Genomic DNA, 13,544 nt, shown 5'->3' with positions numbered 1-13,544 from the left:
TGCCCGTACGCGTACCGCCCCGGCAGGTCCTACGACCAGCCGGGGCGGTCCCGTATCCGTCCTCACGCCGCCGCGTCGAAGAGGTGGTGCATCGCCCGCCGCAGCTCCATCAGGTCGCGCACGGGCTCGGGGAAGTCGAAGCGGGCGTCGAAGACCTGGTGGCCGGGGTCGGCGAAGCGGACCCGCAGCCCGAAGCGGTCCAGCGCCACCGGTACGACCGTGCCGCGCGCCGCGCAGACCTGCTCGGCCCGGTCGCCGAGCAGCCCGCACAGGTCGCGTACCTGCTCCTCGTGCGAGGAGTGCAAGTGCTGCAGCAGCTCGGCCTCGTGGCCCGCCACGGGGTCCGGAGCGGCCTGCGTGAATTCCTCGGGCTCGACGGAGTCCGCGCCCCACAGATCGTCCACGGTGGCCTCGCCGACCTCCAGGCGCAGCATCATCCAGGCGCCCCGCCCGACGGTGCCCGGCAGCGGGTCGGGGCGCAGTGCCTCGCCGATGCCCAGCAGCTCGCCGACGGGGTGCCGCTCGGCGAGCAGCCGGGCGGCGTGGGCCCGGTCCTCGCCGCGTACGGGGGTCAGCCAGCCGGCGATCCAGGCCCGTCCGCGGATGCGATGGGGGACCGAAACGGGGGCGACGTCCGTGAGTTCCATCACGGCGGTGACGTCGTCGTCCTGGGCGTGTGCGGCCGCCCGGGCGGCCGCGGAATCCCCAGGAACCAAGAGCAGCACGTCTCCTGAGGCGTCGACCGTTCTGCAGGCGGGCGCGGCGAAGCCGGGTTCGTCGAGATCGTGGACTCCGGGAATGGTCAGAGACGCCATAGCATGGGAATCCACGAGGGTTCGCACACGCTCGGCGGCGGTCGGCTGCTGGGCGTCTTCCGTGGGACGCGGCTGACCCGCCTCGGTGCTCTGGCCAGCACTGGGCAGGGGGTTCCCAGGTCGATACATGCGGTCTCCTCGCGCTGCTAAGGTAAGCCTCACCTAACTTACATGGAGGTCCGTTCCACGTGAACCAGTCGCGTCCCAAGGTCAAGAAGTCCCGCGCGCTCGGCATCGCGCTGACTCCGAAGGCCGTCAAGTACTTCGAGGCCCGTCCGTACCCGCCCGGCGAGCACGGCCGTGGTCGCAAGCAGAGCAGTGACTACAAGGTCCGGCTGCTGGAGAAGCAGCGGCTGCGCGCCCAGTACGACATCAGCGAGCGCCAGATGGTGCGGGCCTACGACCGCGCCCGCAAGGTCGACATGAAGACCGGCGAAGCGCTGATCATCGAGCTGGAGCGCCGCCTGGACGCGCTCGTCCTGCGCTCCGGCCTGGCCCGCACGATCTACCAGGCCCGCCAGATGGTCGTGCACGGTCACATTTCGGTGAACGACCGCAAGGTCGACAAGCCGTCCTTCCGCGTCCGCCCCGGCGACGTCGTGATGGTCCGCGAGCGCAGCCGCGAGAAGCACCCCTTCCAGGTCGCGCGCGAAGGTGGCTACGCCCCCGACGGCGAGACCCCGCGCTACCTGGAGGTCAACCTCCAGGCGCTGGCGTTCCGCCTGGACCGGGACCCCAACCGCAAGGAAATCCCGGTCATCTGCGACGAGCAGCTCGTCGTCGAGTACTACGCGCGCTGAGCGAGCAGCCCGGCAGCGCACGGCCCGCGCGCCGCTTTCGTGGCGCGCGCTGCCTCAGCCCGCCGTCTCCCCGCCGTTCGCGGCAGGGGACACGGCGGGCTCGCCGGTTTCCGGGGCCCTGCCGCCCGCCCCGCCGCGCGGGCGGGGGAGACCGCCCAGAATCCGCGCGACGGCCGCGTCCATGTCCAGCGCCCGGCCCCGCCGCCCGGCCGCCTCGTACTCCGCGTTGCCCAGCTCCTCGCGGGCCCGCCGCTCGCACAGCTCGTGCGGCTGGTGAAAGTACTGGGAGCCGAACAGCGGCGGCCCGACCGACGGCCAGATCCGCGCCGCGGCCCCCTGCAGCACCGCCGCCTCCGCCGCGTCGCCCTCGTCCAGCGTGACCAGCGCCAGCAGCTCCACCGCCAGCACCGCGCCCAGCAGGTCGTGGAAGGCGTGGTCGATCAGCAGGCACTCGGTCAGCAGCCGGCGCGCGCCCGGCAGGTCCCCGCGCGTCCAGGCCGCATACGCCAGGACGTACAGCGCGTACGCCTGTGCCCACCGCTCGCCGTGATCCGCGCACACCTCCCGGACCTCGGCACACAGCTCCTCGGCCGCCGCCAGATCGCCGCCGAAGGCCACCGCCATGGCCAGCTCGATCTGCGCCATCAGGACGTTGCTGTTCAGCTCGCCGATCTCGCGGTAGGCCGCCAGCGCCGCCCGCAGCAGCGTTTCGGCACGCGGCATGTCGTCACCGGTCAGCGCCAGACAGCCCAGCCGGTGCTGCGCATAGGCGGCGGCCCGCGCGTTCCCCGCCCGCTCCGCCTCCGCGCGGCACTGCTCCAGCGCGAACAGCGCACCGGCCGGATCGCCCTGCAGCACCGCGACATAGCCGGTCACCCACAGCGCCTTCAGCCGCGCGTCCTGATGGTCGGCCGGCAGCTCCAGGGACCGCTCCAGCCAGTGCCGCCCCTCCGACAGCCGGCCGCAGCCGACCCAGAAGAACCACAGCGTCCCGGCCAGGAACTGCCCCAGATACGCCTCCTCCGGCACCTCCAGGCTGTGTTCCAGCGCCAGCCGCACATTGGGCAGCTCCACGTCGAGCCGGGCGGCCACCTCGTCCTGCCGCGGCCCGAACCAGTCCAGCTCGCACCAGGTGGCCAGGCCCACGTACCAGTCGCGGTGCCGACGCCGCAGCCGCGCGGTGTCGCCCAGCGCCGCCAGCCAGTCCGCGCCGTAGGCCCGTACCGTGTCCAGCATCCGGTAGCGCACCCCGACCCGGGTCTCCTCGCGGACCACCACCGACTGCGCGACCAGCTCGGTCAGCACGTCCAGCAGCTCGTCGGCGGGCAGATCGGGGCCCGAGCACACGTACTCGGCCGCCTCCAGGTCGAACTGCCCGGCGAACACCGAGAGCCGCGCCCACAACAGCCGCTCCTGCGGCGTGCACAGCTCATGGCTCCAGCCGATGGCCGTGCGCAGCCTCTGATGGCGCGGCAGCGCGTCCCGGTCGGTACCGGTCAGCAGCCGGAAGCGGTCGTCGAGGCGCTGCAGCACCTGGTCCACGGAGAGGGCGCGCAGCCGGCCGGCGGCCAGCTCCAGCGCGAGCGGGATCCCGTCGAGCCGGTGGCACAGCTCGGCGACCGCCGCGCTGTTGGCCTCGTCGACGGTGAAGCCCGGGAGCACACAGCCGGCCCGGTCGGCGAACAGCTCGCCCGCCTCCGCGTCCGGCAGCGGCAGCAGCGGATAGGTCCGCTCCCCGGGCAGGCCCAGCGGGCGCCGGCCCGCGGCCAGCACACGCACGCCGGGCGCCCGCCGCAGCAGCTGCGCGACCAGCGGCGCGCACTCGGCCACCAGGTGCTCGTAGCCGTCCAGGACGAGGAGCAGGTCGCTGTCGGCGAGGTCGTCGCAGAGCGTCTCGCGGGCCGGGCGGCCGCTGTGGTCGGCCAGCGCCAGCGATTCGGCGACCGCATGGTCCAGCAGGTGCGGCTCCTGCACGGCGGACAGCTCGATCAGCCACACCCCGTCGCGGAAGCGTTCCGCCAGGGCCCGGCCGGCCTGCGTGGCGAGCCGGGTCTTGCCCACCCCGCCCATGCCCGTGAGCGTGACCAGCCGTGCGGCCGCCACCATTCCGGTCAGGGCGGCCAGTTCGTCCGCGCGCCCGACGAACCGGTTCAGCTCCGCGGGCAGGTTGCCCGGGGCCGGCGAGCGGTGGCAGCGGTCTCGGAAAGCGGGGTCCGGTCCCCGGGAGCGTCGCATGGCACACGGAGCGTACTCGGAGCTGTGCGGACCGTACAATCGCGCCGCTCTGTGCCGGGTACGCGCTCAGGCGTACCGCCGCCGCCCCGGAAACCGGCCGTGGCACACGGGAACACGGTGCGGAGCGGGAGCCCCGGCGCGATAGGGTCGAAGTCTGCCGATCGAGCAGGACGAGACAAGCAGAGAACCAGTCGGAAAGTGGTGTGCGCGTGTCCGGTGGAGAGGTGGCCGGGATCCTCGTGGCCGTCTTCTGGGCGATCCTCGTGTCGTTCCTCGCCCTCGTGCTGGTGAGGCTCGCGCAGACGCTCAAGGCGACCACCAAGATGGTCTCCGAGGTGTCCGAGAAGGCCGTGCCGCTGCTCGCCGACGCCTCCGCGACCGTCCGCTCCGCGCACACCCAGCTCGCCCGCGTCGACGCGATCACCTCCGACGTCCAGGAGGTCACCGCCAACGCCTCCGCGCTCTCCTCGACCGTCTCCTCCGCCTTCGGCGGCCCGCTGGTCAAGGTCGCGGCGTTCGGCTACGGCGTCCGCCGCGCGCTCGGCAAGAAGGGCGCGCCCGAGCCGGAGCACACCGTCGTCGTCGGCCGCACCCTGCCCGCCGCCCGCCGGAGCGGGCGCCGCACCCGTCGCTCCAAGGACTGATCACGCGATGTTCCGCCGCGCATTCTGGTTCACCACCGGCGCAGCCGCCGGGGTGTGGGCCACCAACAAGGTCCACCGCAAACTGCGCAAGCTCCAGCCCGACAGTCTCGCGGCCCAGGCCGCGGACAAGGCGGTGGAGACCGGACACCGGCTGCGTCAATTTGCATTGGACGTACGCGACGGAATGGCGGACCGTGAAGAGCAGTTGCACGAAGCGCTCGGTCTGACGGAGACCGGAGCGGCGCGCGAGCTGCCGCCCGCCCGACCGGCCGCCGCGCTCGAACCGCACCACCCCACGACACGCATCACCCGGAAAACCGGACCGAACCGAAACGAGGACCACTGATGGAGTCGGCTGAAATCCGCCGCCGCTGGCTGAGCTTCTTCGAGGAGCGCGGGCACACCGTCGTGCCTTCGGCGTCGCTCATCGCGGACGACCCGACGCTGCTGCTGGTCCCCGCGGGCATGGTCCCCTTCAAGCCGTACTTCCTCGGCGAGGTCAAGCCGCCCGCCCCGCGCGCCACCAGCGTCCAGAAGTGCGTGCGCACGCCGGACATCGAAGAGGTCGGCAAGACCACCCGGCACGGCACGTTCTTCCAGATGTGCGGCAACTTCTCCTTCGGCGACTACTTCAAGGAAGGCGCCATCAAGTACGCCTGGGAGCTGCTGACCAGCTCCCAGGACGACGGCGGCTACGGCCTGGACCCGGAGAAGCTCTGGATCACGGTCTACCTGGACGACGACGAGGCCGAGCGCATCTGGCACGAGGTCGTCGGCGTGCCCAAGGAGCGCATCCAGCGCCTGGGCAAGAAGGAGAACTACTGGTCCATGGGCGTGCCGGGCCCGTGCGGCCCGTGCTCCGAGATCAACTACGACCGCGGCCCCGAGTTCGGGATCGAGGGCGGCCCGGCCGTCAACGACGAGCGGTACGTGGAGATCTGGAACCTGGTCTTCATGCAGTACGAGCGCGGCGCGGGCACCTCGAAGGAGGACTTCGAGATCCTCGGCGAGCTGCCCAGCAAGAACATCGACACCGGCCTCGGTCTCGAACGCCTCGCCATGATCCTGCAGGGCGTACAGAACATGTACGAGACCGACACCATGCGCGTGGTCATCGACAAGGCCACCGACCTGACCGGTGTCGCCTACGGCGCCGGCCAGGACACCGACGTCTCGCTGCGCGTCGTCGCCGACCACATCCGTACGTCCGTCATGCTCATCGGCGACGGCGTGACGCCCGGCAACGAGGGCCGCGGTTACGTGCTGCGCCGCATCATGCGCCGCGCCATCCGCAACATGCGCCTGCTGGGCGCCACCGACCCGGTCGTCGCCGACCTCATCGACGTGGTCATCAAGACGATGGGCCAGCAGTACCCGGAGCTGATCCAGGACCGCAAGCGCATCGAGACCGTCGCCCTCGCCGAGGAGGCCGCCTTCCTCAAGACGCTGAAGGCCGGCACGAACATCCTCGACACCGCCGTGACCGAGACCAAGGCCGCCGGTGGCAAGGTCCTCTCCGGCGACAAGGCGTTCCTGCTCCACGACACCTGGGGCTTCCCCATCGACCTCACCCTCGAAATGGCCGCCGAGCAGGGCCTGTCGGTGGACGAGACCGGGTTCCGCCGCCTGATGAAGGAGCAGCGGGAGCGCGCCAAGGCCGACGCCCAGGCCAAGAAGCACGGCCACGCCGACCTGTCCGCCTACCGCGAGGTCGCCGACAGCTCCGGCTCGACCGTCTTCACCGGCTACACCAACACCCAGGGCGAGTCCTCGGTGGTCGGTCTGCTGGTCGACGGCGTCTCCGCCCCGGCCGCCCACGAGGGCGACGAGGTCGAGGTCGTCCTGGACCGCACGCCGTTCTACGCCGAGGGCGGCGGCCAGCTCGCCGACACCGGCCGCATCAAGACCGACTCGGGCGCCATCATCGAGGTCCGCGACGTCCAGCAGCCGGTCCCCGGCGTCACCGTGCACAAGGGCTCCGTCCAGGTCGGCGAGGTCGTCGTGGGCTCGCCCGCGTTCGCCACCATCGACGTCACGCGCCGCCGGGCCATCGCCCGCGCCCACAGCGCCACGCACCTCACGCACCAGGCGCTGCGCGACGCCCTCGGCCCGACGGCCGCCCAGGCCGGTTCGGAGAACTCCCCGGGCCGCTTCCGGTTCGACTTCGGCTCGCCGACCGCCGTGCCCGGCACGGTCCTCACGGACGTCGAGCAGAAGATCAACGAGGTCCTCTCGCGCGAACTGGACGTCACCGCCGAGGTGATGAGCATGGACGACGCCAAGAAGCAGGGCGCCATCGCCGAGTTCGGCGAGAAGTACGGCGACCGCGTGCGCGTGGTCACCATCGGCGACTTCTCCAAGGAGCTGTGCGGCGGTACGCACGTCCACAACACCGCCCAGCTGGGCCTGGTGAAGCTGCTCGGCGAGTCCTCCATCGGCTCCGGCGTGCGCCGCGTGGAGGCCCTGGTCGGCGTCGACGCGTACAACTTCCTGGCCCGCGAGCACACGGTCGTCTCGCAGCTGACCGAGCTGGTCAAGGGCCGGCCCGAGGAGCTGCCCGAGAAGATCTCCGGCGTGCTGGCCAAGCTCAAGGACGCCGAGAAGCAGATCGAGCAGTTCCGCGCGGAGAAGGTCCTGCAGGCCGCCGCCGGGCTCGCCGAGGGCGCCAAGAACGTGGGCGGCATCGCGCTGGCCTCCGGCCAGGTGCCCGACGGCACCTCCGCCGACGACCTGCGCAAGCTGGTCCTGGACGTGCGCGGCCGTATTCCGTCGGACCGCCCGGCCGTGGTCGCCCTGTTCACGGTCACCAACGGCCGCCCGCTGACCGTCATCGCCACCAACGAGGCCGCCCGCGAGCGCGGCATCAAGGCCGGTGACCTGGTCCGTACGGCCGCCAAGACCCTCGGCGGCGGTGGCGGCGGCAAGCCGGACGTCGCCCAGGGCGGCGGCCAGAACGCCGCGGCCGTGCCCGAGGCCATCGAGGCCGTCGAGCGGCTCGTGGCGCAGGCGGGCTGACGGTTGCGACGAGGCAGGCGGATCGCCGTCGACGTCGGGGACGCCCGGATCGGGGTCGCCTCGTGCGACCCCGACGGGGTCCTCGCGACCCCGGTGGAGACCGTGCCGGGACGTGACGTCCCGGCCGCCCACCGGCGCCTTGCGGCGATCATCGAGGAGTACGAACCGCTGGAGGTCGTCGTCGGCCTGCCCCGCTCCCTGAACGGGGGAGAGGGGCCGGCCGCGGCCAAGGTGCGGGCCTTCGCGCAGCAGATGGCGGCGAACATCGCGCCGGTGCCGGTACGGCTGGTGGACGAGCGGATGTCGACCGTCACCGCAGCTCAGGGCATGCGTGCTTCCGGCGTGAAGGCCAAGAAGGGACGTTCCGCCATCGATCAGGCGGCGGCCGTCGTCATCCTCCAGAGCGCGCTGGAGACCGAACGTACCTCCGGTCAGGCGCCCGGAGAGAGCGTCGAGGCGGCCGGCTGATCGCGGTACGGTAACGTTCCGCGCGACCGGCCGCGTTCGAACAGTGGCGCGCGCAAGAAGAGGCGGTCAGTAGTACGTCAGGCGCGCTGCCGAGCACGGAGCGCACCGCCTCGCGGCTCTAGGGGATCGATGACTGAGTATGGCCGGGGCCACGGCTCCGAACCGTGGCACCCCGAGGACCCTCTCTACGGAGAGTCCTACGGAGACCAGGGTGCCTACGGCGGCCAGGCTTCCTACGGGAACCAGGACCCTTACGCGGGGCAGCAGCAGCCCGGCTGGGGCGCCCCCGGGCCGGAGCAGCAGCACCACCACTACGAGTACGACGCGTACGCCCAGGCCGCCCAGCCCGGCGGCGTGCCGTACGACCCGTACGGTCAGCAGCCCGACCCCTACGGCGGCGCCGCGCCGGACTACTACGGCACGCACGACGGCTACCCGGCCCCGCCCCAGCACCAGCAGCTGAGACACGACCAGACGGCGCCGATGCCCGTCGTGCCCCCGGGGCCGCAGGCCGACGACTGGCAGGCCGCGGGGCACGACGAGCCCTGGCAGGACGAGCCGGCCCGGCCCGAGCCGGAGCCGGAGCACGCCTTCTTCTCGGGCGGCGACCCGGACCAGGACGCCGAGAACGCCGAGGACACGGCCCCCGCACCGCGCGGGAACCGCCGGTCGGCGCGCGAGCGCCGCGACAAGGACCAGCGCCCGAAGCGGCGCGGCCGCGCGCTCGCGGCGGTCGTCGTCCTCGCGGTGCTCGCCGGCGGCGGCTACCTCGCCTACGACCGCTTCGGCCCCGCGCCGGACTACGAGGGCGCGGGCACCGGCAGCGTGCAGGTGGAGATCCCGGACGGCTCGCCGGTGCTCCAGATGGGGCTGCTCCTCAAGGAGGAGGGCGTCGTCAAGAGCGCCGACGCGTTCACCGAAGCGGTCACCGAGAACGCCAAGGCCAAGGCGGGGCTCCAGCCGGGCGTCTACACGCTGCGCAAGGAGATGTCGGCGGCCTCGGCCGTGGCGCTGATGCTCAGCCCGGAGAGCCGCAACAACCTGACGATCCCCGAGGGTTCGCGCGCCGTCGCGGTCTACGAGCGCATCGACAAGAAGCTCGACCTGAAGTCCGGTACGACCGCGAAGGTCGCCGCGAGCCAGGCGAAGAATCTCGGCCTGCCGTCCTGGGCGGCTGCCGACTCCGACATAAAGGACCCGCTGGAAGGCTTCCTGTACCCCTCGACGTACGAGGTGAACAAGAAGATGAAACCGGCGGATGTGCTCAAACAGATGGTCGAGCGGGCCAAGCAGAACTACGCCCGCTACGACCTGGCCGGGCAGGCGAAGAAGCTGGGTCTGGATTCGCCGCTGGACCTCGTCACGGTCGCCAGCCTCACCCAGGCCGAGGGCACCTCGCACGACGATTTCCGCAAGATGGCCGAGGTCGTCTACAACCGCCTGGACCCGGGCAATTCGCAGACCTACGGCAAGCTCGAATTCGACTCGACGTACAACTACATCAAGAACCAGAGCGAACTCGACATTCCGATCAGCGCCATCAAGAACTACGACAACCCCTACAACACGTACTTCTACAAGGGGCTGCCGCCGGGGCCGATCGGCAATCCGGGCGAGGACGCGCTGAAGGCGTCGGTCAACCCGACCGATGACGGCTGGTACTACTTCGTCGCCATCAACGGGAAGACGTCGTTCGCCAAGACCTACGCCGAGCACGAAAAGCTCGTCGAGGAATTCAACAAGACCCGCTAGAACCATGACCCGCTGGAACCATGACCCGCTGGAAGGCTGAGGACGGACCGGTGTCGGCAACCCACCACAAGGCGGCGGTCCTCGGATCGCCCATCGCCCACTCGCTCTCGCCGGTGCTGCACCGCGCCGCGTACGACGAACTGGGCCTGGCCGGCCGGGAGTACGGCCGCTTCGAGATCGACGAGGCGGCTCTGCCCGGCTTCCTGGCGGGGCTGGACGACGCCGATTGGGCGGGCCTGTCGCTCACCATGCCGCTCAAGCGCGCGGTCATTCCGCTGCTCGACGAGGTCAGCGAGACCGCCGCCTCCGTCGAGGCGGTGAACACCGTGCTCTTCACCGAGGACGGCCGCCGCGTCGGCGACAACACCGACATCCCCGGTATCCAGGAGGCGCTGCGCGAGCGGGGCGTGACGAGCGTCGAGAGCGCGGCCATCCTCGGAGCGGGCGCCACCGCCTCCTCCGCCCTCGCCGCGCTCGCCCGCATCTGCACCGGCGAGGTGACCGTGTACGTCCGCAGCCAGGCGCGCGCGGACGAGATGCGCGGCTGGGGCGAGCGGCTGGGCGTCCCCGTGCGCACCGCCCTCTGGGACGCCGCCGCGAGCGCCTTCGCCGCGCCCCTGGTGATCGCCACCACCCCGGCCGGGACCACGGACGCGCTGGCCGGCGCGGTGCCCGAGCGCCCCGGCACCCTCTTCGACGTGCTGTACGAGCCGTGGCCCACCGCGCTCGCCGCCGCCTGGTCGGCGCGCGGCGGCGCCGTCGTCGGCGGCCTGGACCTCCTCGTCCACCAGGCCGTCCTCCAGGTCGAGCGGATGACCGGCTGCGAGCGGGCCCCGCTGGCCGCGATGCGCAAGGCGGGCGAGGCGGCGCTGGCGGCCCGCTGACCCTCCCCGGCGTTCACCGGCCGTTCCGTCTGCTGGACTGGCCGCCGGCCGTGCCGCCGGACGTGGGAGGATCAGGGGAAGACCGTACGCGCAGTACATGAGGAGCACCGTTGAGCAGGTTGCGCTGGCTGACGGCGGGGGAGTCGCACGGCCCCGCACTGGTGGCGACGCTGGAGGGCCTTCCGGCCGGCGTCCCCGTTACCACGGAGATGGTGGCGGACGCCCTGGCCCGTCGCCGGCTCGGCTATGGCCGCGGTGCCCGTATGAAGTTCGAGCGCGACGAGGTGACCTTCCTCGGCGGCGTCCGGCACGGCCGCTCGCTCGGCTCGCCCATCGCGATCATGGTGGGCAACACCGAGTGGCCCAAGTGGGAAAAGGTCATGGCGGCCGACCCGGTGGACGAGGCGGAGCTGGCCGAGCTGGCCCGTAACGCGCCGCTGACCCGCCCGCGCCCCGGCCACGCGGACCTGGCCGGCATGCAGAAGTACGGCTTCGACGAGGCCCGCCCGGTGCTGGAGCGTGCCTCGGCGCGCGAGACCGCGGCCCGGGTGGCGCTGGGCGCGGTGGCCCGCTCCTACCTCAAGGAGACGGCCGGCATCGAGATCGTCAGCCACGTCGTCGAGCTCGCTGCCGCCAAGGCGCCGTACGGCGTGTACCCCAAGCCCTCCGACGTGGAGAAGCTGGACGCGGACCCGGTGCGCTGCCTGGACGAGGCGGCGTCGGAGGCGATGGTCGCGGAGATCGACCAGGCCCACAAGGACGGCGACACCCTCGGCGGCGTCGTCGAGGTCCTCGCGTACGGCGTACCGGTCGGCCTCGGCAGCCACGTCCACTGGGACCGCCGGCTGGACGCCCGCCTCGCCGGTGCCCTGATGGGCATCCAGGCGATCAAGGGCGTCGAGGTCGGCGACGGTTTCGACCTGGCCCGCGTGCCCGGCTCGAAGGCGCACGACGAGATCCTCGCGACCGACGAGGGGATCAAGCGCGCCTCCGGCCGTGCCGGCGGCACCGAGGGCGGCCTGACCACCGGCGAGCTGCTGCGCGTCCGCGCCGCGATGAAGCCGATCGCGACCGTCCCGCGCGCCCTGGCCACCGTGGACGTGTCCACCGGTGAGGTCGCGCAGGCCCACCACCAGCGCTCCGACGTCTGCGCCGTGCCGGCCGCCGGCATCGTGGCCGAGGCCATGGTCGCGCTGGTCCTCGCGGACGCCGTCGCGGAGAAGTTCGGCGGCGACAGCGTGCCCGAGACCCGCCGGAACGTCGAGTCGTTCCTCGAGAACCTGGCGATCCGGTGACCGGTCCGGCCGTCGTCCTCGTCGGCCCCATGGGGGTGGGGAAGACCACGACCGGAATGGCGCTCGCCGAGCGCCTGGGCACCACCTTCCGGGACACCGACGCGGACATCGTCGCGGGCGCCGGCAAGCCGATCTCCGAGATCTTCATCGACGAGGGCGAGCCGCACTTCCGCGAGCTGGAGCGGCAGGCGGTACGCGCCGCGGTGACCGAGCACGCCGGGGTACTGGCGCTCGGCGGCGGCGCGATCCTCGACGCCACCACCCGCGAGCTGCTGTCCGGGCTGCCCGTCGTCTTCCTGGAGATGGGCGTGGCCGAGGCGGTCAAGCGGGTCGGCCTGGACGCGCCGCGGCCGCTGCTGGCGGTCAACCCCCGGCAGCGCTGGCGCGAGCTGATGGCCGAGCGCCGCCCGCTGTACATGGAGGTGTCCCGCGCCGTGGTGTCCACGGAGGGCCGTACCCCCGAGGACGTCGCCGAGGCCGTCCTCGACGCATTGGAGCTGAGGAAAGCATGACCGACGCACCCATCCGCATCCAGGTCGGCGGCTCGGCCGGTTCGGACCCGTACGAGGTCCTCATCGGCCGGCAGCTGCTCGGCGAGCTCCCGGGCCTGATCGGCAAGCAGACCAAGCGCGTCGCCGTACTGCACCCCGAGGCGCTGGCCGCCACCGGTGAGGCGCTGCGCGAGGACCTCGCGGGCCAGGGCTACGAGGCGATCGCCATCCAGCTGCCGAACGCCGAGGAGGCCAAGACGGCCGAGGTCGCGGCGTACTGCTGGAAGGCGCTGGGCCAGACCGGCTTCACGCGGACGGACTTCATCGTGGGCGTCGGCGGAGGCGCCACCACCGACCTGGCGGGCTTCGTGGCGGCCACCTGGCTGCGCGGGGTGCGCTGGATCGCCGTACCGACGACCGTGCTGGGCATGGTCGACGCGGCCGTGGGCGGCAAGACGGGCATCAACACCGCCGAGGGCAAGAACCTCGTCGGCGCCTTCCACCCGCCCGCCGGCGTGCTCTGCGATCTCGCCTCGCTCGACTCGCTGCCGGTCCACGACTACGTCTCGGGGCTGGCCGAGGTCATCAAGGCGGGCTTCATCGCCGACCCGGCCATCCTGGAGCTCATCGAGGGCGACCCGGAGGGCGCGAAGCGCCCCGACGGCCCGCACACCGCCGAGCTGATCGAGCGCGCCATCCGCGTCAAGGCCGAGGTCGTCTCCGGCGACCTCAAGGAGGCGGGCCGCCGGGAGATCCTCAATTACGGGCACACCCTGGCGCACGCCATCGAGAAGAACGAGCGGTACAACTGGCGCCACGGCGCGGCCGTTTCGGTCGGCATGGTCTTCGCCGCCGAGCTCGGCCGGATCGCCGGCCGGCTGGACGACGCGACCGCCGACCGGCACCGTGCCGTCCTCGGCGCGGTCGGCCTGCCGCTGACCTACCGGGGCGACCAGTGGCCCAAGCTGCTGGAGACCATGAAGGTCGACAAGAAGTCCCGCGGCGACCTGCTGCGCTTCATCGTCCTGGACGGGCTGGCCAAGCCGACCGTGATGGAGGGCCCCGACCCGGCCATGCTCCTCGCGGCCCACGCCGAAATCGCCGCCTGACACCGCATCGGGCACTTCCCGCCGCCCCCGGCCGTT

12 protein-coding genes are annotated in these 13,544 nt (G+C 72.2%); 10 read left to right on the top strand and 2 right to left on the bottom strand.

Annotated features, from left to right (window positions below):
- Positions 1-62 precede the first annotated feature (62 nt).
- On the bottom strand, positions 63-815 hold the full coding sequence (locus IF04_RS0105270) for a DUF2470 domain-containing protein (RefSeq protein ID WP_030251641.1): 753 nt from the start codon (positions 813-815) through the stop codon (positions 63-65).
- 188 nt (positions 816-1,003) lie between these two features.
- On the opposite strand from IF04_RS0105270, the gene rpsD reads away from it, so the two are divergent.
- Positions 1,004-1,615 (top strand): 30S ribosomal protein S4, encoded by a 612-nt coding sequence (gene rpsD, locus IF04_RS0105265; RefSeq protein ID WP_030251638.1) that lies wholly within the window; start codon positions 1,004-1,006, stop codon positions 1,613-1,615.
- Between the two features lie 54 nt (positions 1,616-1,669).
- On the opposite strand, the gene IF04_RS0105260 is transcribed toward rpsD, so the two are convergent.
- The gene (locus tag IF04_RS0105260; RefSeq protein WP_030251635.1) at positions 1,670-3,850 is read right to left on the bottom strand and encodes an ATP-binding protein; all 2,181 of its coding nucleotides are present in this window, start codon (positions 3,848-3,850) and stop codon (positions 1,670-1,672) included.
- A 209-nt stretch (positions 3,851-4,059) separates the two neighbouring features.
- Here IF04_RS0105260 and IF04_RS0105255 point away from each other — a divergent pair, with 209 nt between their 5' ends.
- The 9 genes from IF04_RS0105255 to aroB all read left to right on the top strand — a co-directional run bounded on the left by IF04_RS0105255 (position 4,060) and on the right by aroB (position 13,508).
- Positions 4,060-4,494, top strand: a complete 435-nt coding sequence (locus tag IF04_RS0105255) for a DUF948 domain-containing protein (RefSeq protein WP_245654280.1) — start codon at positions 4,060-4,062, stop codon at positions 4,492-4,494.
- A gap of 7 nt (positions 4,495-4,501) precedes the next feature.
- Positions 4,502-4,840 carry a DUF6167 family protein gene (locus IF04_RS0105250; protein WP_030251629.1) on the top strand — a complete coding sequence of 113 codons (339 nt, stop codon included), beginning with the start codon at positions 4,502-4,504 and terminating at the stop codon, positions 4,838-4,840.
- Positions 4,840-7,509 carry an alanine--tRNA ligase gene (gene alaS, locus IF04_RS0105245; protein WP_030251627.1) on the top strand — a complete coding sequence of 890 codons (2,670 nt, stop codon included), beginning with the start codon at positions 4,840-4,842 and terminating at the stop codon, positions 7,507-7,509. The genes IF04_RS0105250 and alaS overlap by 1 nt, the downstream gene beginning before the upstream one ends.
- 3 nt (positions 7,510-7,512) lie before the next feature.
- The gene (ruvX, locus tag IF04_RS0105240; RefSeq protein ID WP_030251624.1) at positions 7,513-7,977 is read left to right on the top strand and encodes a Holliday junction resolvase RuvX; all 465 of its coding nucleotides are present in this window, start codon (positions 7,513-7,515) and stop codon (positions 7,975-7,977) included.
- Positions 7,978-8,106: 129 nt separating this feature from the next.
- The gene (gene mltG, locus IF04_RS0105235; protein ID WP_030251621.1) at positions 8,107-9,729 is read left to right on the top strand and encodes an endolytic transglycosylase MltG; all 1,623 of its coding nucleotides are present in this window, start codon (positions 8,107-8,109) and stop codon (positions 9,727-9,729) included.
- A gap of 50 nt (positions 9,730-9,779) precedes the next feature.
- Entirely contained in the window at positions 9,780-10,613 is an 834-nt protein-coding gene (locus tag IF04_RS0105230) for a shikimate dehydrogenase (protein ID WP_425428367.1), read from the top strand.
- 110 nt (positions 10,614-10,723) lie between these two features.
- Positions 10,724-11,908: a chorismate synthase gene (gene aroC / locus IF04_RS0105225; RefSeq protein WP_030251616.1), complete on the top strand. Its 1,185-nt coding sequence runs from the start codon at positions 10,724-10,726 to the stop codon at positions 11,906-11,908.
- Positions 11,905-12,420: a shikimate kinase gene (locus IF04_RS0105220; RefSeq protein ID WP_030251613.1), complete on the top strand. Its 516-nt coding sequence runs from the start codon at positions 11,905-11,907 to the stop codon at positions 12,418-12,420. The genes aroC and IF04_RS0105220 overlap by 4 nt, the downstream gene beginning before the upstream one ends.
- Positions 12,417-13,508, top strand: a complete 1,092-nt coding sequence (aroB, locus tag IF04_RS0105215) for a 3-dehydroquinate synthase (protein ID WP_030251610.1) — start codon at positions 12,417-12,419, stop codon at positions 13,506-13,508. The genes IF04_RS0105220 and aroB overlap by 4 nt, the downstream gene beginning before the upstream one ends.
- The last annotated feature ends 36 nt before the right edge of the window (positions 13,509-13,544 follow it).

Origin of the sequence: Streptomyces violens, assembly GCF_000717745.1 — a bacterium.
In the GTDB taxonomy this organism is placed as follows: Bacteria; Actinomycetota; Actinomycetes; order Streptomycetales; family Streptomycetaceae; genus Streptomyces; species Streptomyces violens.
Note: the sequence above shows the minus strand (reverse complement) of the source record. Positions and strands in the feature narration are given on the sequence as shown.

What these genes read in the sequence shown, in the direction of transcription:
- IF04_RS0105270 (WP_030251641.1), bottom strand. Translation starts at nt 815, where the DNA reads ATGGCGTCTCTGACCATTCCCGGAGTCCACGATCTCGACGAACCCGGC.
- IF04_RS0105260 (WP_030251635.1), bottom strand. Translation starts at nt 3,850, where the DNA reads ATGCGACGCTCCCGGGGACCGGACCCCGCTTTCCGAGACCGCTGCCAC.
- IF04_RS0105250 (WP_030251629.1), top strand. Translation starts at nt 4,502, where the DNA reads ATGTTCCGCCGCGCATTCTGGTTCACCACCGGCGCAGCCGCCGGGGTG.
- alaS (WP_030251627.1), top strand. Translation starts at nt 4,840, where the DNA reads ATGGAGTCGGCTGAAATCCGCCGCCGCTGGCTGAGCTTCTTCGAGGAG.
- mltG (WP_030251621.1), top strand. Translation starts at nt 8,107, where the DNA reads ATGACTGAGTATGGCCGGGGCCACGGCTCCGAACCGTGGCACCCCGAG.
- aroB (WP_030251610.1), top strand. Translation starts at nt 12,417, where the DNA reads ATGACCGACGCACCCATCCGCATCCAGGTCGGCGGCTCGGCCGGTTCG.